This window comes from Flavobacterium indicum GPTSA100-9 = DSM 17447 (assembly GCF_000455605.1).
Classification (GTDB): domain Bacteria; phylum Bacteroidota; class Bacteroidia; order Flavobacteriales; family Flavobacteriaceae; genus Flavobacterium; species Flavobacterium indicum.
This window is the reverse complement of sequence record NC_017025.1, coordinates 2,844,862-2,871,654: the sequence shown is the minus strand read 5'-3', so window position 1 is coordinate 2,871,654 and position 26,793 is coordinate 2,844,862. Positions and strand designations below refer to the sequence as shown.

The following is a 26,793-nucleotide window of genomic DNA, read 5'->3' as shown; positions in this document are numbered from 1 at the left end:
ACGTCCCGAATTTTCGGGACGTTTTTTTTATATTTATACCATGAAGGAGACATTTCTAGGAAATATAGCAGATCAGTTATTATTAAAGTCTATTTCGGACTTAACCAATACCATTGTTGTTTTACCAAATAAAAGAGCAAAACTTTTTCTTTTAGAAGAACTTAAAAAAAAATCTACCTTAACATTTTTTGCTCCTCAAATCATTAGTATTGAATCGCTAATTGAATCGATTTCTCAACTTAGAAGTTTAGATGCAATTGAATTACTTTTCGAATTTTATACTGTTTATCTGGAAATTACTCCAGTTGAGGTAGCACATGATTTCGAGAGATTTTCTAATTGGGCAAAAACGCTAATTCAAGATTTTAATGAAATTGATCGTTACCTTATCAATCCCAACGAAATATTCTCCTATCTTTTAGAAATTGAACGAATTAAACATTGGACTCCCAATAAAGAACAACAAACACAATTAATCGAAAATCAATTAGAGTTTTGGAGACAATTGCCAAGTTATTATGAAGCCTTTTCAAAACATTTAATAGAGAGAAAAATTGGTTATTCAGGATTAATTTATAAACAGGCAGTACAAAATAAAGAGGCATTTGTTTTAAATTTAGAAAGCGAACATTTTATTTTTGCAGGTTTTAATGCTTTAAATCAAGCGGAAGAAATAATTATTCAACACCTCTTAGAAGCTAATAAAGCTGAAATATTTTGGGATATAGATACTGTTTTTCTAAAAGATGAATTTCATGATGCGGGCTATTTCTTAAGAAGAATAAAAAAATCATGGAACTATTTTCAACAACATCCCTTTAATTGGGTTTTTGATGAATTTTCAAAAGATAAAAATATTGAAGTCATCGGTACACCAAAATCTATTGGGCAAGCAAAAATTGCTGGAAAAATCATTGAATCAATTTCTCAAACAACTGCTAATTTAGAAAAAACAGCAATCGTATTAAGTGAAGAGAAATTACTTATTCCTGTTTTAAATGCGTTACCAAGTGAAGTCCAAAATTTGAATATTACCATGGGTTATTCAAGCATCAATAATCCAGCTCAAATATTAATTCATAAACTTTTCAAGTTGCATGTCAATGCGCAAAAAAGAAACGCAAAGCAAAGTGTTTACTATTATAAAGAAGTATTAGAAATTATTAATAATCCTTTAATAGAACCCATAATACAAGGATTTGAAATTGTTCAAACTATTAAAAAATCTAATCTTACATTTATTACGGCAAGTCGATTGAACGATTTGTTTCAACAATTAAATAAAGATGGTTCTGCAGCTATATTTCACTTATTATTTACAAATTGGGATGCTCCTATAGCAGCTATTCTTGTTAAAATCCAGGAGGTACTTCTTTGTTTAAAAGAGAGTTTATCGAACGATAACGAACAAAATAAAGTTACCAAAGCTTTTGTCTATTCAGTTTACAAAGTAATCCTTCAAATAACAAATTATTATGAAAAGTATCATAGAATTGAATCATTAGAAGGGTTGTTTACTATTTATAAACAAGTTATTGATCAAGCAGAGGTTTCTTTTGAAGGAGAACCTTTAATTGGTTTACAAATTATGGGAATTTTAGAAAGTCGTGTTTTAGATTTCGATAATGTTATCATCACTTCTTTAAACGAAGGAAAATTACCCGCAGGTAAATCTGCCAATTCATTTATTCCTTATGATGTAAAAATTGAAAAAGGATTACCTACCTATAAGGAACGTGATGCGATTTTTACCTATCATTTTTATCGATTATTACAACGTGCAAAAAATATTTACTTACTTTATAATAATTATTCTGAAGGGTTAGATGCTGGAGAAAAAAGTAGGTTTTTAACGCAATTAGATGTTGAACGTTTACCAAATCATCAGTATAAAAAAACAACATATAATGCCTTTTTACCTGATAAAGCTTACCAACCAATTGAAATTGTTAAGACAGATAAAATTTTAGCTCGACTACATGAAATTGCCACTGATAAAGGGTTTTCGCCTTCGTCGTTAACTAATTATTTGCGTAATCCAATTCAGTTTTATTACCAACGTATTTTAGGAGTTAGTGAAAATGAAGAAGTTGAAGAAAATATTGCAGTTAATACATTAGGAACAATTATTCATGAAGTGTTAGAAAAAATGTTTACTCCTTTTGTAGAATCAAAAAAGCAAGTTACGGTTCAAGATGTTGAACAAATGATGCGCTATGTAGAGACCTATACAATTGAAAAATTTAAAGAAGTTTACAAAGAAGGAGAAATAACAAAAGGTAAAAATTTAATTGCATTTGAAGTTGCCAAACGTAATATTCAAAATTTTTTAAATCAAGAAAAAGACAACCTTGAAAAAGGTGACGAGCTGTATATTTTGTCTTTAGAGCAAAGCCATGATACGCTTATAACACAACAAAGTTTACCTTATCCTGTTAAAGTTGCCGGTAAAGTAGATCGCATTGAACTAAGAAATAATGTAGTTCGAATTATTGATTATAAAACAGGTAAAGTATTGGCAAACAATTTAAAAATAAATACGTTTGAGGGCTTAACGCTTGATTTGAAAAACGACAAAATTATTCAGTTATTGTGCTATGCATTAATGTATCAAAACAAGCCCATTCTTCATAATTACCCAGTAGAGGTAGGAATTATCTCTTTTAAAAACATGAAAGCCGGATTTATGCCTTTTGGCTTCGGTAAAGGAAGAGGAGTTGTTCCAGAAACACTAATATCAAATAAAATGTTAGAGCATTTTACAGAAGAATTAGTGGTGTTAATTGCTGAAATTTTGAATCCGCAAATGTCTTTTAAAGAGAAAATAAATTAAATGCTATAATTTTTTTAAAAAGTCAAGCAACACTTTTTCTAATTCAACTTTATTTTCAATATGACTCATGTGTCCATCATTGAAAGTAACTAATTGTACAGCTGTATTTTCAATTTGTTCTTTGTTTTCTTCATAATTAAGAACGGGATCTTGTTTCCCTAAAATTAATAGAATAGGATAGGGAGCAAAATGTAAAATTACTTCTCGATCATTACGCAGTTTCATGCCTTCTTGAGCGGCGATAATACCTTGTAAAGGAGTTTGTAGCGCTTCGTTTTTAACCCATTCAATTTCGTCTATTAAAAGCTCCCGATTTTCCTCGCTAAATAAATTAGCAATAGACATGCGAACGGCAGCTACATAATTTTGTTTTACGGCTTTTATAGCTCTAGTTCTGTTTAAAATTCGTTCTTCACTATCGGCTCTGGATGTCGAATTCATAAGAACTAAACCTTTCATCATTTCGGGATACAATTCGGCGAAAGCCAAAGAAACATAGCCGCCCATAGAATGTCCCACAAACACGGCCTTTCTAATTTTTAAATCGTGCAATACCTGATGAACAGCATCGGCCATGTCTTCCATTTTATGCACATATCCCAGACTATCCGATTGACCATGTCCTAATAAATCAATACAAACTACACGGTATTTTTTTTCCAAAACTGGAGCTAAATACTTCCACATAGTACTGTTTTCTAAAAAACCATGAAGTAAAACAATAGCAGTGCCTTTACCTTGATCGGTGTAAGCAATTTTGGTGTTTTTGTATTGGGTATAATTCATAGGACAAAAGTAAAATTAAGTTTACTAAAAAACAAAAACGACCCACAATTAAGCGAGTCGTTGTAATCTGTAACCTGAAACCTGAAAAAAATCTAACTGTTCATTATCGATTCAATTTCATCAGCTTCAATCGGAATGTTTTTCATTAAATTAAATGGTGCACCTGTAGGTTGAATCACCACATCGTCTTCTAAACGAATTCCAAATCCTTCAGCTGGAATATAAATTCCTGGTTCTACCGTGAATACCATATTCGCTTGCATTGGCTCGTGTAATAGACCGTAATCGTGCGTGTCTAATCCTAAATGGTGTGATGTGCCGTGCATGAAATATTTTTTATAAGCAGGCCAATCTGGATTTTCATTCTGTACATCAGCTTTGTCTAACAAGCCTAAACCTAATAATTCCGAAGTCATGATTTTACCTACTTCAACATGGTATTCTTTCCATAATGTTCCTGGAACTAACATTTTAGTAGCTTCGTTTTTTACATTTAACACGGCATTATACACTTGTTTTTGTCGGTCTGTAAATTTTCCTGAAACCGGAATCATACGGGTTAAATCAGATGAATAATTAGCATATTCTGCACCAACATCTAATAAAATTAAGTCACCCGCTTGGCAAACTTGATTGTTTTCAATATAATGTAATACATTCGCATTATTTCCAGAAGCAATAATCGGCGTATAAGCAAACCCTTTGGAACGGTTGCGTAAAAATTCGTGAGCTAATTCAGCTTCAATTTCGTATTCTGTAACACCCGGTTTTACAAAGTTTAATAAACGACGCACTCCTTTTTCGGTAATGTTACAAGCCGTTTGCATTAAGTCTAACTCAATTGAATCTTTTACGGAACGCAAGCGTTGTAGAATCGGATTCGATTTTTCAACTTTATGAGCGGGGTATTCATTTTTCCACCATTTAATAAAACGGTCTTCACGAGTTTCGGTTTCTACAGAAGAACGATAATGCTCGTTGGTGTTGATATACATAGTATCGGCATACATCATCACTTCTTTCAAAACTTTTTTAAAATCTTGCAACCAATACACAGATTGAATTCCAGAAACTTCAAAGGCACGTTCTTTGGTTAATTTCTCACCTTCCCAAATAGCAATATGCTCATTGGTTTCTCTTAAGAATAAAATTTCTTTTAAATGAGCATAAGGGGCGTCTGGGAATAATAATAAAATACTTTCCTCTTGGTCTACACCAGATAAGTAAAAAATATCTCTGTGTTGTGCAAAAGGTAAGGTGCTATCTGCACTAACTGGATAAATATCGTTTGAATTAAAGATTGCAACACCATTCGGCTTCATTTGAGCCATAAAGTTCTTTCTATTCTTAATAAAAAGCTCTTTATTAATAGGTAAATATTTCATGTTTTAATAATTATTTTTTTTCTCGCAATCAAAAATAAAAACTAAAAAGGAAAAACCGACTAGCCAAAAGGCGTTATTTTATATTTTTTCTAATTCGACTCATATGTCGCGTTGAAATTCCCAAAAAAGAAGCTAAATAATGTAATGGAACTTCATTGAGTAATTTCGGTTCGTTTTCAAGCAGTTTTTTATAGCGTTCTTCAGGAGTAAGCGCCAATAAATCAATACGATAATCGTCGATTAAGCAGATTTGTTTTTCAATTAATTCAAAGTAAAATGTTTTAAACTGACTATTGTTTTCCATTAAATCTTGGAATTCTTTTCGATTCACTATCCATAATTTACAATCATGCAATGCTTTTATACTTTTACGTGAGGGCGTTTGATTTAAAAAACTTTTTAAAGAAGCCGTAAAGGAGTTTTTTAATGAAAGATAAGTGGTTTTTTCTTCCTCGTTAATGAGTATAGCATGTTGTAAAATTCCTTCTTCAATAAAGCAGAAATTGGAACAAATTTCGCCTTGTTTCACAAAAAAATCATTTTTTTTAAGTGAAATGGGTCTGAAAAACGTTTGAATTATTTCTAATGGGAAAGACAATTTAAATGAAATTGAATTATTCAGCTAATTTAACCATTAAAAAGTTTAAATTTGATAAAATTTACTACTAAACTATGAAAAAATTATTTTTAACCTTTTGCTTGTTTGGTGCGCATTTGATTTTTAGTCAAGACAAGATGCCATTCAAGATTTATGATCGATCAGGTCAAGAAGTAAATTATTCTAAAATGCTTTCTGTTGCTAAAAAGAATGATGTAGTGCTCTTTGGTGAAATTCATAATAATTCAATACTGCATTGGTTGCAATTGGAATTTGTAAAAGATTTGTCTGTAAAAAATAAATTGGTTTTAGGAGCTGAAATGTTAGAAAGGGATAATCAAGATGAATTAAATGCTTATTTAGCTGGATCCATTAATCAGAAAAAATTTGATTCTGTAGCACGTTTATGGGTCAATTATAAAACGGATTACAAACCCCTAGTTGATTTTGCAAAGGAAAATAAATTGGCTTTTATTGCTACGAATGTTCCCAGAAAATATGCCAGTTTAGTCTATAAAAATGATTTTAAAGTCTTAGATACATTAAGTGGAGAAAGAAAAAATTGGGTAGCACCATTGCCAATTGAATACGACGCCGAATTACCAGGATATAAATCGATGAAAGATATGGGAGATGGGCATATATCTGAAACATTACCTAAAGCCCAAGCGTTGAAAGATGCTACCATGGCATATTCTATTAGTCAGAATTTAAAAGAAGCATCTGTTTTTGTTCATTTCAATGGTACCTACCATTCCAATAATTATGAAGGAATTAATTGGTATTTAAGAAAATTTGTTCCTAAAGTAAAAATAATGACCATTGCCACTGTGGAACAAGAAAACATAGACTTGTTTAAAAAAGAAAATAACAATTTAGCTGATTTTATAATTGTAGTTGATAGTGATGTAACTAAAACCCATTAAATGAAAAAAATATTTTTATGTTGTTTATTCCTAGTACAGTTTGCACTGCTAGGACAAGAAATAAATTTTAAAGAAATCGTATTTCAAAATATTGGTCCAACAATAATGAGTGGACGAGTAGTGGATTTGGCTGTTAATCCTGATAACCCAACAGAGTTTTATGCAGCTTATGCTTCCGGAGGTGTTTGGTACACCAATACTAACGGGAATAGTTTTGAACCAATTATGGATACAGCAACCACATTAAATTGCGGTAGTTTATTTGTCGATTGGAATACAAAAACACTTTGGGTAGGAACAGGAGAAGTTAATGCTTCTCGCTCGTCGTATGCAGGAATTGGATTGCTTAAAACAACAAATAATGGGAAGAGTTGGGAACATTTAGGTTTAAAAGATAGTCATCATATTGCATCTATTTGGGTAAATCCGAAAGATAACAATGAAATAGTTGTTGGTGTTACGGGTCATTTGTATTCTAAAAATGAAGAAAGAGGTGTTTTTAAATCTTTAGATGGTGGAAAAACATGGAAAAATACGTTGTTTATTAATGATGAGACAGGAATTATCGATTTAGTGGTAGCAGAAAATAATCCGAATATAATGTATGCTGCTGCTTGGGATAAAATGAGAGCAGCATGGAATTTTAAAGGGAATGGAAAAAATTCAGGGATTTATAAAAGTACTGATGCAGGTTCTACTTGGACCAGAATTGCAGATGCTTCTGGTTTTCCATCAAATGAAGGAATAGGAAGAATTGGATTGGCATTGTATGATGAAAATACTGTTTATGCAGTTGTTGATAATCAAAATTTGAGACCCAATTCAAAAAATGAAAAAACGAAAGATGCTAATGCGGCTTTATTTTCTACAGAAATTATTGGAGCAGAAGTATATTTAACAAAAGATGGGGGTAAAACTTGGAAAAAAACAAACACAACCTATATTGAGGATTGTTTTTACACCTATGGGTATTATTTTGGAGATATTACTGTTTCTAAAACAAATCAAAATCGAATTTATATTTCAGGAGTTCCGTTATTATGTTCAAATGATGGAGGGGAAACTTTTGAAGCAATTAATAAGGAGAATGTGCATGCTGACCATCATGTGGTTTGGACCAATCCTCAAAATCCCAACCATATTATTAATGCTAATGATGGAGGTGTAAATATAAGTTATGACAATGGAAAACATTGGATAAAATGCAACAATCAAGAAGTTGGACAATTTTATACCGTTAATGTAGATAATCAGGAAAACTACAAGGTTTATGGGGGCTTACAAGATAATGGGGTTTGGGTTGGACCAAATAATTATGCTCCTTCTTATGAATGGCAACAAGAAGGTAAATATCCGTATGAAAGCATCATGGGAGGCGATGGTATGCAAGTGCAAATTGACGCCAATAATGCTAATATTGTTTATACTGGATTTCAATTTGGAAATTATTTTAGAATAGACAGAAAAGGAATAACAGAAAGAATAACTCCTGTATCTGAAGATAAGAAAAATCCATTTCGTTTTAATTGGCAAACACCTATTTTACTTTCGGTTCATAATAATGACATAGTTTACATGGGTTCAAATTTTTTACATCGTTCTATGAAACAAGGTAAAAAATGGGAGATTATTTCTCCTGATCTTACCAATGGAAAAGTTGAGGGCAATGTGCCTTTTGGTACTATAACGTCAATTAGTGAAAGTAAATTCCAGTTTGGATTATTAGTTGTAGGAACAGACGATGGAAATGTACAATTAACAAAAAACTCAGGAGTAAATTGGATCAAAATTTCCGATAAACTGCCACAAAAATTGTGGGTTTCAAGAGTGCGATTTTCCAATTTTAATAAGGAAAGAATATATGTAACCATGAATGGATATCGACAAGACGACTTCCAATCTTATGTCTTTGTTTCCGACGATTTAGGTCAAAACTGGCGTTCTATTTCTACAGGATTGCAACAAGCAGTAAATGTTATTTTAGAAGATGCAGAAAATGAAAATATTTTATATGTTGGAACCGATAATGGCTTGTATATTAGTATAGATAAAGGCGAAAATTGGGCCGATTTTTCCGAAGGAATACCGAATGTTGCTGTTCATGATTTAGTGATTCAAAAGAAAGCAAAAGATTTATTAGTTGCTACACACGGAAGGTCTTTATATAAACGGAATTTAAAGGAACTGTATCAAATGAATACTGCACTAAAAGAGTCTAAAAATTTACTTTTTGAAATAGAAGATTTAGTGTATTCAAAACAATGGGGTTCAAAAAGTTACACATGGGGAAGTATGGTATTGCCACAATTAAACATTGGTTTTTATTTCAATACTTTAAATAATGCAACATTAACAATTAAGAATAAAGATAATATTGTTGTTTATCAACACACCTATAATGCGGTGAAAGGATTGAAAAAAATCACATTTGATGTAACAATAGATGAAAAAACAAAAAAAGCTATTGAGAAGGCAGATGCGAGTTTGAAAATTCATAAAGGAGAAAATAACAACTATTATTTACCTGTTGGAAAATATTTTGTTGAATTAAATGATGGTGCTAAAACTGTAAAACAGCCATTTGAAATAAAATCGGAAAAACTGAACTTTTATGATAATTAAATAAATTGTCAAAGAAGTTTATTTATTTACTGTAGCGCACAAATTCATTGAAAAAGTGGCGGTTTTTACTAGTAAAAATACTGTAAATGTTTGCTATTTGTTTTACTAACAAAAAGATATAGGGAAATAATTTTTAGTGTGTGTGCTGATTAGTTTTCAGCGCTATAAAGGCAAATTCATAAATAAAATTTGAGCCTTAAATAGGATAAAATAGTGTAAGTAAAGTATTGATAGATTGAATTCTGAGTTTTTCTATTTGAAATTAACACCTAACTTTCTGATATTTAGCGAATATTAAATTCATTTAAAATCATTATAAATTAAGTTTAAAAGGTTGTAAGTTCTACTTATAACCTTTATTTTTGCTTGAATTTATATATTTCAAATTAACAATAACTATAATTATGGCAAAATCAGCATTTTTAAAGTCATCCATTGCGAAAAAATATTGGATGGCATTGACAGGATTGTTCTTGTGCTTGTTTTTGGTTGGTCACTTATTAGGAAACTTACAATTGTTAGCAGGTAGATCTACTGAAGCTGCATTACAATTTAATAAGTACGCTTTGTTTATGACTTCAAATCCAGCAGTAAAAGTACTTTCTTATTTAACTTATATTTCAATTTTATTCCACGCTATCGACGGTATTGCTTTAGCAATTCAAAACAAAAAAGCTAGACCAGTAAATTACGCTTATAAAAATGATAGCGTAAGCAGTTCTTTTTCTTCGAGAAACATGGCAGTTTTAGGAACATTAGTTTTAGTTTTCATTGCTACTCACATGGTGAATTTTTGGGCTAAAATGCATTTTGATAAAAATATGCCATTACAAACTATTGCTGCTGAAAACATGGGACAAAAAGTTGAATTTTTTGTTTCTACAAACAATGGTTTAGCTGGAAATGATGCTTTCTTAGGGAAGTTTATTCCAACAAATGCTGTTGATGGTAAATACTATTTTGTAGAAGGTAATTCAATTTACTTAAACAGAGAGTTTAAAGATATCCATGATGGTAACAAATTAAAAAAGGAAAAGATTAAAATTGCTGAAGGATATAAAGATTTACATAAAATCACTATTGAATTCTTTAAAAGTAAAGGTAAATTATTTGGTGCTATTCCTAACGAAGGGTTGTTGTTTACCATTTTTTATGTGTTTTCAATGGCAGTTTTAGGTTTCCATTTATGGCATGGGTTCCAAAGCGCATTTCAATCATTAGGGGTTAATAACAAATTCACTCCAGCAATTCAATTTTTTGGAAAGGTTTTTTCTGTAATCGTTCCTTTATTATTTGCAATTATTCCACTTTACATTCACTTTATATTAAAATAAAAACATATGGCATTAGATTCTAAAATACCTCAAGGTCATATTTCTGAAAAATGGACTAACCACAAGAATCACTTGAAATTGGTTGCTCCAAATAATAGACCAAAAATCGATGTAATCGTTGTAGGTACAGGTTTGGCTGGTGCTTCAGCAGCTGCATCTCTAGGTGAGATGGGTTATAACGTTAAAGCATTTTGTTTCCAAGATTCTCCAAGAAGAGCACACTCAATTGCTGCTCAAGGAGGTATCAATGCAGCAAAAAACTATCAAAATGATGGTGACAGTATATATAGATTATTTTATGACACAATCAAAGGAGGTGACTACCGTGCTCGTGAAGCCAACGTACATCGTTTAGCAGAAGTTTCGGGTAATATCATCGACCAATGTGTGGCGCAAGGTGTTCCTTTTGCACGTGAATATGGTGGTTTGTTAGATAACCGTTCGTTTGGAGGTACTCAAGTACAACGTACTTTTTATGCCGCTGGTCAAACAGGGCAACAATTGTTATTAGGTGCTTACTCTGCATTATCAAGACAAATTGGTTTAGGAAGAGTTAAAATGTATAACCGTCACGAAATGTTAGACATCGTAAAAGTAGACGGAAAAGCACGCGGAATTATAGCAAGAAACTTAATCACTGGAGAGTTAGAAAGACATTCTGCTCATGCGGTTATTATTGCGTCTGGTGGATATGGAAATGTATATTTCTTGTCTACAAATGCAATGGGAAGTAATGTAACAGCAGCTTGGAAAATTCATAAAAAAGGTGCTTTCTTCGCGAATCCTTGTTATGTTCAAATTCACCCAACTTGTATTCCTGTTCATGGAACCAATCAATCTAAATTAACGTTAATGTCTGAATCATTACGTAATTCTGGTCGTATTTGGGTGCCTAAGAAAAAAGAAGATGCAGAAGCAATTAGAGCAGGACAATTAAAACCAACTCAAATTGCAGAAGAAGATAGAGATTACTATTTAGAAAGAAGGTATCCTGCATTTGGTAACTTAGTACCACGTGACGTTGCTTCTCGTGCGGCTAAAGAGCGTTGTGATGCTGGTTTCGGAATTGAAGCTAATGATACTAACGAAGGAGTATATTTAGATTTCTCTACAGAAATTAAAAATAAAGGAAAACAAGCAGCTTATGCTCAAGGAAATCATAATCCTTCAGAAGCTGAAATAATTGCTTTAGGTAAAAAATGGGTAGAAGAGAAATATGGTAACTTATTCCAGATGTATGAAAAAATTACAGCTGAAAATCCATATGAAACTCCTATGAAAATTTATCCAGCAGTACACTATACAATGGGTGGTGTTTGGGTTGATTATAACTTAATGTCTACTATACCAGGTTGTTTTGTGGCAGGAGAAGCTAATTTCTCTGATCACGGAGCAAACCGTTTAGGAGCTTCTGCTTTAATGCAAGGTTTAGCAGATGGTTATTTTGTATTGCCTTATACCATTTCTAATTATTTAGCAGACGAAATTAGAACAGGTAAAATTTCTACAGATTTACCTGAGTTTGTTGATGCAGAAAATGAAGTGCGTCAATCAATTGAACGTTTCTTAAATAATAATGGTTCAAAATCAGTAGATTATTTCCACAAACGTTTAGGACATATTATGTGGAATAAAGTTGGAATGGCTCGTAACGAACAAGGATTAACTGAAGCAATTGCTGAAATTGCGGAATTAAGAGAAGAGTTCTATAAAGATGTTTATGTGCCAGGTTCAGCTAATGAATTGAACCCAGAATTAGAAAAAGCTTTAAGAGTTGCTGACTTTATGGAACTTGGGCAATTAATGGCAAAAGATGCTTTATTAAGAAAAGAATCTTGTGGTGGGCATTTCCGTGAAGAGTATCAAGATGCAGAAGGTGAAACACTTCGTGACGACGAAAATTTCTCTTATGTAGCCGCTTGGGAATATCAAGGAAGTGATGCAGGAAAATCGGTACTTCATAAAGAAGAATTGAAATACGAATTCATTAAAATTGCAGCTAGAAATTATAAATAGTAATTAGTATATAGTGAAGAGTAATTAGTCAACTTTACAAAAACTAATCACTTATTACTTATCACTAATCACTTAATAAAATAAAATTATGGCATCAAAAAATATAAATATCAAATTAAAAGTTTGGCGTCAAAAAAGCGGTCAAACTCAAGGTAAATTAGAAGATTATACCTTAAATAACGTTTCTACTGACAGTTCGTTTTTAGAAATGATGGATCAATTGAACGAACAATTGGTTAACGAAAGAAAAGAACCAATTGCATTTGACCACGATTGTCGTGAAGGTATTTGTGGTATGTGTTCTATGTTTATTAACGGTAGAGCACACGGACCAGATACTGGAATTACAACTTGTCAATTACACATGCGTTCTTTCAAAGATGGAGAAACTATTTACGTGGAACCATGGAGAAGTAAAGCTTTTCCAGTTATCAAGGATTTAGTTGTTGATAGAAGTTCATTTGATAGAATTCAACAAGCAGGAGGATTCGTATCAGTAAATACTTCTGGTAATACTATTGATGCTAATGCAACTCCAATCCCTAAAGCGGATGCTGATAAAGCATTTGAAGCAGCTGCTTGTATTGGTTGTGGAGCATGTGTAGCAACGTGTAAAAATGGTTCGGCTATGTTATTCGTTGGGGCAAAAGTTTCTCAATATGCATTATTACCTCAAGGTAAAGTAGAAGCTACTCAACGTGTATTAAACATGGTACGTCAAATGGATGAGGAAGGTTTCGGAAACTGTACTAATACAGGTGCTTGTGAAATTGAATGTCCTAAAGGAATTTCTTTAGAAAACATCGCTCGTATGAATAGAGAATTTTTAAAAGCATCTTTAAAATAAAGTTTATGAAATTATTGATAAGAATATTTTTGGTTACATTGTTGTTCTCTTTGGCTTCTTGCTCTTCTGATAGTTCAACTACTACAGATGGGGAAGCACAAGACAATACAATAGCTGCTAAACCAATGAAAGTTAGGATTGATAGTCAACCTTATCTTGAATTAAGAAATGCTGATGGAACAACGAACAGTATATTAAGTGGTACTGCAGGAAACTATACTCATGTTCTATATGGTTACAATGAAGTTACAAATGCATTAAATAGAATTCCTATTACACCAAAGGAAATCAAAATTAGTTTATTTGTTCCAGAATCAAGTATAACTGTAGGGGAGCATTTGTTTTCAAGTACACAGCAACCAAGTGATTTTTATGGTAATGTTGGTTTATATAAAGTTAATGGTGTTGAGGAAACGGTAAATACAACTAATGGAAAGATAGTTATTGAATCTTATGATTCATCTTCTAGATTACTAAAAGGTACTTTTCTGATTAATACAAATGATGGAACTAATCCAAATCATACGTTTAGTGGAACTTTTGAATATGTTTTATCAGAGTAAATAAACAAATTGAAAAATAAAAAAACGCATTCTAAATTGAATGCGTTTTTTTTATTACGTATTTTTACTTTTTTAAAGTATTTCTATGAAAATAGCATTAGTTCAAACAACGATTATTTGGGAAGATAAAAAGTCTAATATTCTGCATTTTGATAAAATTCTTGCTACTGTCGATAAAAATGTGGATATCATAGTTTTTCCTGAAATGTTTACTACCGGATTTACCATGCATCCTTCCAATGTTGCTGAAACCATGGAAGGTGTTACGGTCAATTGGATGAAAGAAGTTGCGGTTACAAAAAATTGTGCCATTGCCGGAAGTTTAGTTATCGAAGAACAAGGGGGTTATTTTAATCGATTTTTATTTATTTTTCCAAATGGTACTATAGAATACTATGATAAAAGACATCTGTTTACTCTAGCCGGAGAAGAAAAAGTGTACACACCCAATCTTCAAACGAAAACAATTATTCATTATAAAGATTGGAAAATATGTCCTTTAATTTGTTATGATTTGCGATTTCCTGTATACAGTAGGAATGTTGAAAATTATGATGTGTTACTTTATGTAGCAAATTGGCCAAAACCAAGAATACAAGCGTGGGATATTTTACTTAAAGCACGAGCTGTTGAAAATTTAAGTTATGTAGTTGCTGTAAATCGGGTTGGAAATGATGCTAATGGCTTGGAATATGTAGGTCATTCGCAAGCAATAGATGCACTCGGTAATTATTTAATTGCACCATTTGAGAACGAAACAATAGCATATATTGAATTAGATAAAGAGAAGTTATTGGATACGCGCAATAAGCTAAATTTTTTAAATGATAAAGACAACTTTATATTGAGTTGATAAAAAAAGTCCAAACCTTAGTTTGGACTTTTTTTTATTTTTTTAGCTCAAATTCTTGTTCGACATCCCAATTTGCCCGTACATCAATTTTACCAGGAAAATAAATGACTTCCTCAGGTTGAGTTTTTGACAAATATTCGCCAGAATCCCATTGTTGATTTTTGTTGTCATCATAAAAGATTCTTACTGTATAAAGGCTTGGTTTAATTCCTTCAAAAAACACTTCTGTTTCTTTTTCACAATAAGTACTATTGATAATTGTAATTTCGTCAGATAAAATTTGAACTACATAAGGAAATCTTTTCACATTTTTAAAGTTAAGTTTCAAATTTCCAAAATCACTATTTTTACCTGTTTTGTAATTAAACTCTAAACTGTCGTTTTTAACACCATACATATCTTCAATGGCTCCAGGTAAAAGTTTAATTTTATAATTCTCATTTTCTTCTTTAGTGAAATCCAATACAAGTTCTTGAGCGAAATTATCAATTTTAGTTTTGAAAGAAACAATACTAGAATCTTTTTTACTAAGCTGTATTTTTTCCGAATTAATTTTTGAAACCGGCGTAGTGAATTTTAATTTTACTAAATCTTTGAAAGTTAAATTATCATTGTCGCCTAATGTAATTTTTAACGAATCAGCTACTTTCATTTTTTTTAGTTTCACAACATATTCTTTCTCAGACTGAGCACTTTTAACCACTATATTTAATGAGTCTTTAATATAGTCCGGGAAAAATATTTGCAATGAATCTTTCTTTCTATCTGTAAAGTTAGAAACAACTATTGGAATTTCTTTAGTGTCTTTTTTACCTGTAATTTTTAATTGATTTCTGTCGCCCTCAAAGCCAATAAATAATTTGTTGTTCGATTCTTGTGTAGGCTTAAAAAACTTAGTATTTGTTTTTTCTTTAAATAGCTTTAACACATAAGTTGAATCCGAAGGAAGCTTTATTTTTTCTTTTTTGAAAGCAATTTTATCCGTTTTAGGCTGGTATTTAAAATCATTATTTTTATCCTTTAATGCAAAAAGATAGTACTCACCTTCCTTTATATTTTCAATGGTAAATGCGGTATTTTTTTCTAGAGTATTAGTAACATATCGTGGTACTTCTTTATAAATAGTAGAGTCTTTAAAAGTGGAAGCGTCGTACAATAAAACATTAACATAATCATCTGTTTTGTTTTCAAAGGCATCAACAATTCCGCCTTTAATCTTCAAAGAATCGACATAAGCTCCAGTAGAAAACACATACTTGAATTGTGAGTAAGGATTTCCTTCATTATAATCGGTGATACTTTGGCCAAAATTAAAACTATAAGTAGTGTTGGGTAATAATGCCTCATTTAATTTTATAGAAATGTACTTACTAGCACTACCTTGTGGATTAACAGTGGGCTTTTTGTCCATTGGCGGAGAAATGATCAATTGCTTATTGATGTCTTTAATTTTAATATATTCACTAAAATCAATTCGAATTTCTTTACCATTAAAATTTGTTTCATAATTTTTTGGCGTACTTCTAACTAAAACGGGAGCAATTGTATCTTTTGGCCCACCAGTTATTGTGCCTCTTTTAGCACAACTTGACACTAAAAATAATATAAATAATGTATAAATATAGTTTATCAACCTCATATAAAGAAACTTAGTTTTCTAAAAACGAATAAATTAAGTAAAGAATAATTTACTTGGCAAAGTAACAATTATATTCGTTTTCCTCATAACTATTTAATCAAAATTTATGATTGAGCGTAAGCAAGGGTAAGAATACTAACTTTTGCGTTCGGAATAGAAAGTAATTCTTTAGCACAAGCTTCAATTGTTGCTCCTGTTGTTAGTACATCATCAACCAATAAAAAATGTTGTCCTTTTAAAGCGTCATTTTTTTGAACCGAGAATAGAGTGCTTTTAACTTCTCTTCTTTCTATTTTCGATTTTTTTGTCTGAGATTTTAAATATTCATTTCGTACTAGTACATCTTTGTCGTAGGGAATATTTAATTCTTGCGATAGTGTTTGGCAAAAGGTATCTATTTGATTATAACCGCGTTCATACAATCTCTTTTTATGAAGGGGTACAGGTACTATTAAATCAACAGTTTTGAATGATACAGCAACCTTAAATTCGCTTGAAAACATTTCGGCTAAATAATTGCCAATATCTTGTCTTTTTTTATACTTTAGCTGATGAATAAGGTTTTGTGCTATTCCATTTTTATGAAAGTACAACAATGAATACGCTTGTTCAATAGGTAAAATGCCGTAAAAAATTCGATGAATTTCATTAGTTTCTGTTTCTAGGTGTAAAGTAGTGGGCAAATGGTGCAAACAGTTGGTACATATGATTTTTTCATTGTGTAAAAGTAAATTGTCACAACCAGCACAATAATCAGGGTAAATTAATTTTAACAGATTTTTGTGTATTTTGTCGAAAAAATGTAGCATTTTATATATTTAATTATAAATTAGTTAAAAAATGAAAATTAAATGTCTCAAAAGAAGAATTATTCATATCGTTTAATAATATTTTTTTTATCACTTTTAATAGTAGTATTACTATATAAAGGTTATAAAGATAATAAAACTGCTCATGAGTTGCAAAATAGTTTGCAAGAAGAAAACTACATAACTCAAACGCAGTTAACGGAAATGATTGAAAAATATGATTCGGCTCTTTTGAAATTAAATAAAGTTTCTATTGAAGAGGGAACGCTAACTTTAAATTCCATTAATGGTGGCACTTCTAAAGAAACCGTTGCTCTTAGTTTTAAAGATGTTGTATCGGTAAACCAACAAATAGCGGCAATTAAAGATTCAATTGCTTCACTAAAAAAGAAACTTAGAAATTTAGAAAAATTAAATCCTGTAGCCACTAAAGAAAAAGTTGTTGTAAACAATTTAGAAAAAATTTCAGCATCTAGTAAATTAGTAATTTCAAATTTACAAGCTAGAGGAGTTAAAGTAATTAAAGATAACGCCACTAATGCTCAGAAAAAAGAAATTGAACAAATACGCGTTTGTTTTTCATTTGAAGGTACAAAGTTTGTAGATTATGGTGAAAAAGAGTTATTTATTCAAATTGTAAATCCAAAAAATGAAATTATCTCTAAAGAACAATTAATTTTTGAACAAAACAACACAGTATTACGATACAGTAAAAAGATAGATTTCATCTACAACAAACAAATTACCGACGTTTGCAACTACGTAGACCTTGAAAAAAATAAAATTTACAAAGGAAGATATGTAGTGAATTTGTATTCAGGAATTAACAAAATTGGTTCTACCATCTTCAACTATAATTAATTTACAAAAAAACTTTTCTTAATTCCATTCCTTATTTTACTTTTGCAGTATGGCAAAACAAGAAGACTTATTTAAGAATGTAGTTTCGCATGCAAAAGAGTACGGATTTATTTTTCCGTCAAGCGAAATTTATGATGGATTGAGTGCAGTATATGACTATGCTCAAAACGGGGTAGAATTAAAGAAAAACATCCGTGATTATTGGTGGAAATCAATGGTGCAAATGCATGAAAACATTGTAGGTATTGATGCCGCAATATTTATGCACCCTACAACTTGGAAAGCATCGGGTCACGTAGATGCTTTTAATGATCCTTTAATTGATAATAAAGATTCGAAAAAAAGATACCGTGCCGATGTGTTAATTGAGGATTATGCCGAAAAATTAAACCAAAAAGCACAAAAAGAAATAGAAAAAGCTAAAGGCCGTTTTGGCGATGCTTTTGACGAGGCTCAGTTTGTAGCGACTAACGAAAGAGTTAAAGGTTATTTAGACCAGAAAAATGCAATCTTACAAAGAATGGCTAAGGGTCTAGATTCTGGCGATTTAGCCGATGTGAAAGCTTTAATCGAAGAATTAGAAATCGCTTGCCCGGAATCAGGTTCGCGCAATTGGACCGAAGTACGCCAGTTCAACTTAATGTTCGGTACTAAATTAGGCGCTTCTGCTGATTCAGCAATGGATTTGTATTTACGTCCGGAAACTGCACAAGGTATTTTTGTAAATTTCTTAAACGTTCAAAAAACAGGCCGTATGAAGATTCCTTTTGGAATTGCTCAAACAGGTAAAGCCTTCCGTAATGAAATTGTGGCTCGACAATTTATTTTCCGTATGCGTGAGTTTGAACAAATGGAAATGCAATTCTTTGTGAAGCCAGGAGAAGAAATGAAATACTACGAATACTGGAAAGAAACGCGTTTAAAATGGCATTTGTCGCTAGGTTTAGGGAAAGAAAATTACCGTTTTCACGACCATGAAAAATTAGCACACTATGCCAATGCTGCTGCCGATATTGAGTTCAATTTCCCGTTCGGATTTAAAGAATTGGAAGGAATTCATTCCCGTACCGATTTCGATTTAAAAGCACACGAACAATTCTCAGGTAAAAAATTACAATATTTTGATACGGAAGAAAACAGAAACTATGTACCTTATGTAGTAGAAACATCGGTTGGTTTAGATCGTATGTTCTTAGCTGTATTCTCAAAAGCCTTACAAGAAGAAACCTTGGAAGATGGTTCTACTAGAACTGTATTGCGTTTGCCTTCTGTATTAGCACCAACAAAAGCTGCCATTTTACCATTAGTGAAAAAAGATGGTTTGCCAGAAGTGGCAAAAGAAATTGTGGAAGAATTAAAATGGGATTTCAATGTGGCGTATGATGAAAAAGATGCAGTAGGTCGTCGTTACAGAAGACAAGACGCTTTAGGAACACCTTTCTGTATTACAGTAGATCACCAAACATTAGAAGATAAAACAGTTACTATTCGTCATAGAGATTCTATGGAACAACAACGTGTAGCCATTTCAGAATTAAGAACAATTATTGCAAATGAAGTTTCTATGCGTAATTGGTTAATGAAAATGTAGTTGTAAAGTATCAATACACACATCCAATAAAAGTAAAACCCCAAATTTCAATAGAGATTTGGGGTTTTTATTTGTTAGTCCTTTTTGTGTCTACTTTATGTTCTAGTTTGTGTTCTAGTTTGTGTTCTAGTTTGTGTCATGCTGAATTTATTTCAGCATCTCCAGCATCTCTAGCATCTCTAGCATCTCTCCAGCAACTTCTTTTTGTCATGCTGAATTTATTTGCTAGCGCCTGTTCGCTACGCTAGAGCCAGCATCTTCCTTTTGTCATGCTGAATTTATTTGCTAGCGCCTGTTCGCTACGCTAGAGCCAGCATCTCTTCAACATCCTTTTATTCCTCTAAAGCATTCCAACCTCTCGCTTTCAACGCAATTTTAGTGTTGGCTCTCGTTATTAAATGCGTGCCTTCGTTTTCGGCAACCATATGACCAATAACAGTAAAATTAGGATTGTGCTTTATTTTATCGTAATCATCCATTTTAATAGTGAAAAGCAATTCATAATCTTCACCACCATTTAAAGCAATGGTAGTACTGTCTATACTAAATTCTTCGCACACATTTATTAATTGTGGATCGATAGGTATTTTTTCTTCATATAAATTACAACCCACATGAGATTGTTTACAGATGTGTAAAAGTTCAGACGACAAACCGTCCGAAATGTCAATCATTGCCGTAGGTTTAATTTCTAATTTTTCTAATAGTTCCTTAACATCTTTTCGGGCTTCTGGTTTTAGCTGTCGTTCAATTAAATAGGTGTAATCATCCAAAATTGGCTGATTGTTTGGGTTCACTTGAAACACTTGTTTTTCACGTTCCAGTACTTGTAATCCCATATAAGCAGCGCCTAAATCTCCAGAAACCACTAACAAATCGCCTACTTGAGCACCATTTCTATACGTAATTTCATCAAGAGAAGCTTCTCCAAGAGCGGTAATACTTATAATTAATCCTTTTTGCGAAGAAGTAGTGTCGCCACCAATTACATCAACACCATAAATAGAAGCAGCCAATGTAATTCCGGCCATTAGTTCTTCCAGTGCTTCTAACGGAAAACGGTTAGAAACCGCCAATGAAACTGTAATTTGAGTTGGTTGTGCATTCATTGCACAAATGTCCGATACATTAGCAACTACGGCTTTGTAACCCAAATGCTTTAAAGGCATGTAACTTAAGTCAAAATGAACACCTTCCACTAATAAATCAGTAGAAACAACCACTTTTTTTTCTTTAAAATCTAAAACGGCAGCGTCATCACCAATACCTTTTATAGTACTTTCTTGGCTGATAGTGAAGTGTTTAGTTAAATGTTCAATTAATTTAAACTCACCTAACGAAGCTAAACTTGTTTTTTTCTGATTTTTATCTTCTAACATGTAATTACAAATTTTGGCAAAGATACAGCTTTTCAATCCAAAATAAATCAATACTTTCTTAATATAACAAGGGTTAAATTAACGTTTATATAATACGAATTGTAATTTCATTTAACATTATGATTTTAGATTTGCCATGTAAAAAAAAGACAAAATGATACTTGCATTAGAAAAAAGTAAGGTAAAATGGAATGAAAACAAAAAAAATTTCTGGTGGTTGGTTTTTTATCAATTACAACTTTTATTGTTTTTTGTGTTGTTTGTTTTTTTATTGATTTATGAAATTTAGAGAGTAGTTTTTTTCATAGTGGTATTAGCAACTTAGTTGTGTTTATTGTTAATACGCTTCTTGTTTTCATGAAATAACGATGGTTTAGTAGTTGGTCGTTTAATTTGAGTGAAAATGTTTTAAGAAGACTGGGTGTTCCAGTCTTTTTTTATTGGTTTAATTCCTGAAGTTTGTCGTAAACCAAATGGCTTTCGTATCCTTTTCTCAAGAGAAAGTCAACAAACTTTTTATTTTTTTTAGGACCTTTTCTTTCTTTACAACTTTCCCAATGTTTTTCTGCTAATTGATGAAAATGGTTGAAATAATTCTCTGTTGAAATTTCGGCTAAGGCCAATTCAATATTTTTTTTAGAAATGCCTCTAAATTTAAGTTCTAAACTAATGCGTACCTTGCCCCAAGACTTATAATTGTGTTTGCCGCGAGCAAAACTTTTAGCAAAACGTTCTTCGTTTATGTAATTATTTTCTATCAGAAAAATCATCACTTGCTCTTTTGCGGCCGGAATAAGGTTAAAATTTTTCAATTTTTCTTCCACCTCTTGGTAGCAGCGGTCTTGATAACTGCAGAAATATTCCATTTTACTGCGAATTTCATCAATAGAGTAACTTTTATTCTGTTGTTTTTTCAATTAATTAACGATTTAATAAACTATATTTTTACGAAAACTTGATTATATAGAATAAATTTGCGTACATTTACAAGCTTTTCTTTTTAAGGAAGTTAAGCACAAAAAAATCTAATAAAACCCAAAATTAACAAAAATGAAATTAAAACTACTAGTTTTAGCTTTTTTATGCTCTATCTTGTCTTGGGGGCAAACTACATTGGCTGCTTGGACTTATCCTACAACTATAGGAAATGCTCCTGCAACATTAACTGCTGAATGTGGTATTTTTTCTGCAACTTCAAACTTTTATGCAGATGGCACAAACGGTTCAAGTAACTGGGCGGTTGTGACAACAAGGCAGTATTTTGCAGGGGTAGCTCCTGCCGCAGCATTATGTGGTGTAACAACAGCTACTGGTGCTTATTCATTAGTTGCGCCTGCTTCACCTTTTAATAATGGATTTTCAGTAGTTTTTAAATTACCAACTACCGGATATCAGGATTTGATATTAACTTATGCTACTAGAGGAACAGCTTCTGGTTATACTACTCACGATTGGTCATATAGTACTGATGGAGTTACTTTTACGCCACATGCTACTATTGGTGGAAGAAATGCTACTGCATTTTCTAATCAAACAGTAGATTTTTCGGCAATTTCTGCTTTAGATAATTTAGCAAATGTCTATATTAAATTAACCGTTACAGGAGCGACAGCTTCAGGTGGAAATAATAGATTTGATAATGTTAATTTCACAGGAGTTCTTTTGGGTGGTTCGCCTAGTATTTCTGTTTCTCCAGCAACATTAACTGGTTTCAATTATATAGTTGGTGCAGGTCCTTCTGCTAACCAAACTTTTACTGTAAGTGGTGCAAATTTAACTGCTAATTTAGTTTTAACAGCACCAACTGATTATGAAATTGCTACAGCTGCGGCCGGGCCTTTTAGTGGTTCAATTTCTTTAACACCAACAGCAGGGACTGTGGCGAGCACCACAATTTATGTTCGTTTAAAAGCAGGATTATCTGTAGGGGCTTATAATAGTGAAACCATTGTTGCCTCAAGTACGGGTGCAACGAGTCAAAATGTAACGTGTAGTGGAACAGTTACTGGTTCGTCATTGTCGGATGTTATTGCGGTGGCTTCTTCTGAATCGGCTACTGTTAACAGTATAATTAATGATGCAGCACCTTTAACTTCTACAACGGGTGTGCAAGTATGGCAATTTAAAGTGCGTGATGGTGGTGCAACCTTGGCAGATGCAGATAATTTACCTACTATATTAACATCATTTACATTAGCGCAAGCTGCTGGTAATCAAGTTTCAACATGGTCAGATGCAATCAATACAATTGCGTTATTTGACGGTTCAACTTTTATTGCCTCAGGTACAGTTACTGCAACACAAATTCAATTTACAGGTTTAAATGTAAGTGTTGCCGATAATACAGAAAAAACATTAAGTTTAAGATTGTCGTTAAAATGCCCACTTGGAGCAGATGCGTTTGATAATGAAGATTTCGGATTCTCATTGTCTAATGCAAATACTACTTTCTCTGCAACAGGTTCAGGTAAAACTGCATTTGCTGCTCAAACATCTGCAAATGGAAGCAATGTGATTAATGTAGTAGCAACAAGATTAACTTATACAACGCAACCTGTTACAACAGGAATTAATAATACAATGGCTAATGTTGTGCTTGCCGCAACAGATGCTTGTGGAAATGTCGACTTAAATTTTACTGGTTCTATTTCATTAACCAGTACAGGTACAATGACGGGTTCGCCATTAACAGTTACTGCTACTGCAGGTGTGGCTAATTTTGCAACCATAGTTCATACAGTTTTAGGAACTGGTTTAACGCTAAATGCAACATCAGTTGGTTTAACTTCAGCTACAAGTACCTTATTTGATATAACAGCGGTAACAGCTTTTACACCTGGTGATTTTGCCGTTATTGCGTTAAATTCTAATATTCTTTGTTATCCAGCAGGACCTAATGGGGTATATTCTGCAGGAGATGATGAAATTAGTTTTATTACTTTTAAAGATATTCAAAACGGAGATACTTTTTCTATTACAGATAATGGTTATGAAAGAGCAACTGCTAATTTATGGGGAGACCAAGAAGGTGTTTATACAATTACCAGAACAGGCGGAACTATTTTAGCAGGTACAGTAATTACAATTCGTTTACGAAATGTGGCACCTTTAGCCGAATTTGTTTCTCCAGATACTGCTTGGACTGTTTCAAGAGCAGCTGGGTTTCCAACAGGAAGTTTAGTAATGAATTCAGGAGGAGATCAAATCTTTTTCATGCAAGGAGGTTCTTGGTCTAATCCAGCTGGAACTGCCGATGCGGTTTATACGCCAGGGGTTTATTTATATGCATTTAATACTAATACAGGGTGGAATTCTTTTATGAATAGTACCCAACAATCGGGACTACCAATTGATTTAAGATGTTTTAGTTTAATGCCTGGTTCTGCAACGGACTTTTTAGAATACACAGGTCCAATTACTCCAGCAGCTAAATTAGATTGGATTGCACGTTTAAATAATCCAGCAAACTGGACAAATAGAGTAAATTGTGCAGGTTATACAAGCATGCACGTAGGACAAAATTATTCTGTAATTACAGGAGGAACCTACATTGATGGTGTTTGGACTGGTGCTAAGAGTACAGATTGGTTTGATTGTTCAAATTGGCAAACATTAGAAGTGCCAAACCAAACAGTTAATGTAGATATTAATTCAACTTATGCACAACGTGATGCAGTTATTGATATTGTAGCTAATGCATCTACCGCTGCTCTTTATGGTAATATTGCAACTTCAAATAATATTTCAATTACAGATAAAGTATTGCAAATTGAAGGAAATGCAAATAATCGATTAGATGTTCATGGTAATTTATTACTTGACGGAACGGGTACTATCGATATGGATGATAACAATGCTGCAACAGCCGATGGACAAATTAATTTATACGGAAATTGGACAAATAACCTAGGTAGTGCTGCTTTTTCTGAAGGAAATGGAACGGTAACGTTTACAGGTTCTGTACCGCAGATAATTAATAATGTTACTCCAGACGGAACAGAATCGTTCTACAATGTAGTATTGAATAATAATTTTACAACTTCTGTTTCTAATGATATTATTGCAACAGGAGATTTAACGATAAATCCAACAAAAACATTAGTGATTTCTTCTAATGATTATGTTCAGGTTACAAATAATATTACCAACAACGGTGTGTTTAACGTATTAAACAATGGTTCGTTAATACAAATTAATGACGCCGGTGTAAATACAGGTTCCATAAATTACGAACGTATTCCTTCAGTTAAATTACAAGATTACGTGTACTGGTCGTCTCCAGTATCAAGTTTTGATGTGAATTCAATTTCACCTTTAACACCTGCTTACTACCATTGGTCATGGAATCCAACAATGGCTAATTTAAATGGTGGTCAAGGATATTGGGAAAATGCTTCAACAAATATGTTAGCAGGAAAAGGGTACATAGTGCGTGCACCAAACGGATTTAGTAATTCAGTTAATCAAAACTGGAATGTACAATTTACAGGTGTTCCTTTTAATGGTGTTTATAATACAACAATTGCAAGAGGTAGCGATTTAGGTGCAGGATCAGCAGGACCAAATGGAGTAATGCGTTTAGCAACAGATGACAACTGGAATTTATTAGGAAATCCATACCCGTCGGCTATTAGTATCAATGCATTCTTAACAGCTAATACAAATATTGATGGTTTTGTTCGATTATGGACACACGGAACATTGCCTTCAACAGCAACAGTAGATCCATTTTACGACAACTTTGTTTCTAACTACACAGCTGCTGATTATATTGCAGTTAATGGTGCTGGAGCAACAAGTGGTCCTGGTACTTTAAGTGTTGTTGGTGGTGGTCAAGGATTCTTTGTATTAATGAATCCAGGTGCAGCAGGAAGTGACACAGTTACTTTTAATAATGCAATGAGAAATAAAACATACTCAAATTCACAGTTCTACAGAACGACTTCAAATCAGGCTCAATTGCCTTCAGGTCCTAATTATGAAAGAAATGGAATTTGGTTGGATTTAGTAAATAATGATACGCAAGCAACAACAAGAACTTTAGTAGCTTATGTAAGTGAGGCTACTTATGGTAAAGATAGAATGTACGATGCTTTAACGGATTACAAACAAGGACAAAACATTTATTCATTAATAGGAAACGATGTGTTTGCTATTCAAGGAAGACCAGTACCATTTGATGAAAATGATAAAGTTCCAATGGGAGTTAAAATACCAACTTCTGGAAAATATAAAATTGCAATTGGCGCAGTTGATGGATTGTTCTTGCCTTCAAATGGAAATCAAAAAATATATTTAGAAGATACTTTTACAAATGTTATTCACGATTTAACCATGACGCCTTATGAATTTGATGCACAAGCCGGTGTTGATAATGCTCGATTTGTGTTAAGATATGCAACAAATGCATTAGGAAATGAAACTTTTGTGTCAAATGATGATTTAGTAATTTATTCAAGTAATCAATTAAGTGTTCATTCTTCACAAAAAATAAATCAAGTAAAAGTATTTGATGTATTAGGAAGAGAATTGTTTAATTCTAATAAAATTAATGCTAATGAATTGGTACTACCAGTAGCTAAAAATTCTGTAGCCTTACTTTTAGAAATTGAATTAGAAAATGGAGTAAAAGTGTTTAGAAAAACAGTTTACTAAAAAATATTTAAAAATACAGTTAAAAAAGGTCGGTTTTGCCGACCTTTTTTGTTTTTTAATATAAATTATTTATCTTTGAAAGTTGCAATAACCCAA

The 26,793-nt window shown here is 32.3% G+C and carries 18 protein-coding genes; 11 read left to right on the top strand and 7 right to left on the bottom strand.

The window, feature by feature from the left end; all coding sequences use genetic code 11:
- Positions 1-40 precede the first annotated feature (40 nt).
- On the top strand, positions 41-2,833 hold the full coding sequence (locus tag KQS_RS13360) for a PD-(D/E)XK nuclease family protein (RefSeq protein ID WP_014389704.1): 2,793 nt from the start codon (positions 41-43) through the stop codon (positions 2,831-2,833).
- A gap of 3 nt (positions 2,834-2,836) precedes the next feature.
- Here the strand turns inward: KQS_RS13360 and KQS_RS13355 are convergent, their stop codons facing one another.
- The 3 genes from KQS_RS13355 to KQS_RS13345 all read right to left on the bottom strand — a co-directional run bounded on the left by KQS_RS13355 (position 2,837) and on the right by KQS_RS13345 (position 5,602).
- Entirely contained in the window at positions 2,837-3,619 is a 783-nt protein-coding gene (locus KQS_RS13355) for an alpha/beta fold hydrolase (protein WP_014389703.1), read from the bottom strand.
- Between the two features lie 92 nt (positions 3,620-3,711).
- Entirely contained in the window at positions 3,712-5,004 is a 1,293-nt protein-coding gene (locus KQS_RS13350; RefSeq protein ID WP_014389702.1) for an aminopeptidase P family protein, read from the bottom strand.
- A gap of 73 nt (positions 5,005-5,077) precedes the next feature.
- Entirely contained in the window at positions 5,078-5,602 is a 525-nt protein-coding gene (locus tag KQS_RS13345; protein ID WP_014389701.1) for a Crp/Fnr family transcriptional regulator, read from the bottom strand.
- Positions 5,603-5,676: 74 nt separating this feature from the next.
- Here KQS_RS13345 and KQS_RS13340 point away from each other — a divergent pair, with 74 nt between their 5' ends.
- The 7 genes from KQS_RS13340 to KQS_RS13310 all read left to right on the top strand — a co-directional run bounded on the left by KQS_RS13340 (position 5,677) and on the right by KQS_RS13310 (position 14,763).
- On the top strand, positions 5,677-6,528 hold the full coding sequence (locus KQS_RS13340) for a ChaN family lipoprotein (RefSeq protein ID WP_014389700.1): 852 nt from the start codon (positions 5,677-5,679) through the stop codon (positions 6,526-6,528).
- Positions 6,529-9,150 carry a WD40/YVTN/BNR-like repeat-containing protein gene (locus KQS_RS13335; RefSeq protein ID WP_014389699.1) on the top strand — a complete coding sequence of 874 codons (2,622 nt, stop codon included), beginning with the start codon at positions 6,529-6,531 and terminating at the stop codon, positions 9,148-9,150.
- A 404-nt stretch (positions 9,151-9,554) separates the two neighbouring features.
- A complete protein-coding gene (locus KQS_RS13330; RefSeq protein ID WP_014389698.1) occupies positions 9,555-10,484 on the top strand; it encodes a succinate dehydrogenase cytochrome b subunit in 930 nt (309 codons plus the stop codon).
- Between the two features lie 6 nt (positions 10,485-10,490).
- Entirely contained in the window at positions 10,491-12,500 is a 2,010-nt protein-coding gene (locus tag KQS_RS13325; protein WP_014389697.1) for a fumarate reductase/succinate dehydrogenase flavoprotein subunit, read from the top strand.
- Between the two features lie 88 nt (positions 12,501-12,588).
- Positions 12,589-13,347 carry a succinate dehydrogenase/fumarate reductase iron-sulfur subunit gene (locus KQS_RS13320; RefSeq protein ID WP_014389696.1) on the top strand — a complete coding sequence of 253 codons (759 nt, stop codon included), beginning with the start codon at positions 12,589-12,591 and terminating at the stop codon, positions 13,345-13,347.
- A 5-nt stretch (positions 13,348-13,352) separates the two neighbouring features.
- Complete coding sequence (locus KQS_RS13315) at positions 13,353-13,910, top strand: hypothetical protein (RefSeq protein ID WP_014389695.1); 558 nt, start codon at positions 13,353-13,355, stop codon at positions 13,908-13,910.
- 85 nt (positions 13,911-13,995) lie between these two features.
- Positions 13,996-14,763 carry an amidohydrolase gene (locus KQS_RS13310; protein WP_014389694.1) on the top strand — a complete coding sequence of 256 codons (768 nt, stop codon included), beginning with the start codon at positions 13,996-13,998 and terminating at the stop codon, positions 14,761-14,763.
- Between the two features lie 34 nt (positions 14,764-14,797).
- On the opposite strand, the gene KQS_RS13305 is transcribed toward KQS_RS13310, so the two are convergent.
- Both KQS_RS13305 and KQS_RS13300 read right to left on the bottom strand, forming a co-directional pair.
- Entirely contained in the window at positions 14,798-16,402 is a 1,605-nt protein-coding gene (locus KQS_RS13305) for an Ig-like domain-containing protein (RefSeq protein ID WP_014389693.1), read from the bottom strand.
- Between the two features lie 104 nt (positions 16,403-16,506).
- Positions 16,507-17,211: a ComF family protein gene (locus KQS_RS13300; RefSeq protein ID WP_014389692.1), complete on the bottom strand. Its 705-nt coding sequence runs from the start codon at positions 17,209-17,211 to the stop codon at positions 16,507-16,509.
- Positions 17,212-17,253: 42 nt separating this feature from the next.
- On the opposite strand from KQS_RS13300, the gene KQS_RS13295 reads away from it, so the two are divergent.
- Together KQS_RS13295 and KQS_RS13290 are read left to right on the top strand one after the other, a co-directional pair.
- The gene (locus tag KQS_RS13295) at positions 17,254-18,072 is read left to right on the top strand and encodes a hypothetical protein (protein WP_014389691.1); all 819 of its coding nucleotides are present in this window, start codon (positions 17,254-17,256) and stop codon (positions 18,070-18,072) included.
- A 49-nt stretch (positions 18,073-18,121) separates the two neighbouring features.
- A complete protein-coding gene (locus tag KQS_RS13290) occupies positions 18,122-19,663 on the top strand; it encodes a glycine--tRNA ligase (protein WP_014389690.1) in 1,542 nt (513 codons plus the stop codon).
- 332 nt (positions 19,664-19,995) lie between these two features.
- Here the strand turns inward: KQS_RS13290 and thiL are convergent, their stop codons facing one another.
- Positions 19,996-21,042, bottom strand: coding sequence for a thiamine-phosphate kinase (gene thiL, locus KQS_RS13285; protein ID WP_014389689.1), 1,047 nt, complete (start codon positions 21,040-21,042; stop codon positions 19,996-19,998).
- 437 nt (positions 21,043-21,479) lie between these two features.
- Entirely contained in the window at positions 21,480-21,908 is a 429-nt protein-coding gene (locus tag KQS_RS13280; protein WP_051149704.1) for a regulatory protein RecX, read from the bottom strand.
- 184 nt (positions 21,909-22,092) lie between these two features.
- Between KQS_RS13280 and KQS_RS13275 the strand changes: the two genes are divergently transcribed.
- Entirely contained in the window at positions 22,093-26,697 is a 4,605-nt protein-coding gene (locus KQS_RS13275) for a hypothetical protein (protein WP_014389687.1), read from the top strand.
- The last annotated feature ends 96 nt before the right edge of the window (positions 26,698-26,793 follow it).

Coding starts and splice junctions, on each gene's coding strand:
- KQS_RS13295 (WP_014389691.1), top strand. CDS start 17,254: ATGTCTCAAAAGAAGAATTATTCATATCGTTTAATAATATTTTTTTTA.
- KQS_RS13275 (WP_014389687.1), top strand. CDS start 22,093: ATGAAATTAAAACTACTAGTTTTAGCTTTTTTATGCTCTATCTTGTCT.
- KQS_RS13340 (WP_014389700.1), top strand. CDS start 5,677: ATGAAAAAATTATTTTTAACCTTTTGCTTGTTTGGTGCGCATTTGATT.
- KQS_RS13315 (WP_014389695.1), top strand. CDS start 13,353: ATGAAATTATTGATAAGAATATTTTTGGTTACATTGTTGTTCTCTTTG.
- KQS_RS13325 (WP_014389697.1), top strand. CDS start 10,491: ATGGCATTAGATTCTAAAATACCTCAAGGTCATATTTCTGAAAAATGG.
- KQS_RS13320 (WP_014389696.1), top strand. CDS start 12,589: ATGGCATCAAAAAATATAAATATCAAATTAAAAGTTTGGCGTCAAAAA.
- KQS_RS13330 (WP_014389698.1), top strand. CDS start 9,555: ATGGCAAAATCAGCATTTTTAAAGTCATCCATTGCGAAAAAATATTGG.
- KQS_RS13305 (WP_014389693.1), bottom strand. CDS start 16,402: ATGAGGTTGATAAACTATATTTATACATTATTTATATTATTTTTAGTG.
- KQS_RS13335 (WP_014389699.1), top strand. CDS start 6,529: ATGAAAAAAATATTTTTATGTTGTTTATTCCTAGTACAGTTTGCACTG.
- thiL (WP_014389689.1), bottom strand. CDS start 21,042: ATGTTAGAAGATAAAAATCAGAAAAAAACAAGTTTAGCTTCGTTAGGT.
- KQS_RS13290 (WP_014389690.1), top strand. CDS start 18,122: ATGGCAAAACAAGAAGACTTATTTAAGAATGTAGTTTCGCATGCAAAA.
- KQS_RS13355 (WP_014389703.1), bottom strand. CDS start 3,619: ATGAATTATACCCAATACAAAAACACCAAAATTGCTTACACCGATCAA.
- KQS_RS13310 (WP_014389694.1), top strand. CDS start 13,996: ATGAAAATAGCATTAGTTCAAACAACGATTATTTGGGAAGATAAAAAG.
- KQS_RS13360 (WP_014389704.1), top strand. CDS start 41: ATGAAGGAGACATTTCTAGGAAATATAGCAGATCAGTTATTATTAAAG.
- KQS_RS13280 (WP_051149704.1), bottom strand. CDS start 21,908: ATGGAATATTTCTGCAGTTATCAAGACCGCTGCTACCAAGAGGTGGAA.
- KQS_RS13350 (WP_014389702.1), bottom strand. CDS start 5,004: ATGAAATATTTACCTATTAATAAAGAGCTTTTTATTAAGAATAGAAAG.
- KQS_RS13300 (WP_014389692.1), bottom strand. CDS start 17,211: ATGCTACATTTTTTCGACAAAATACACAAAAATCTGTTAAAATTAATT.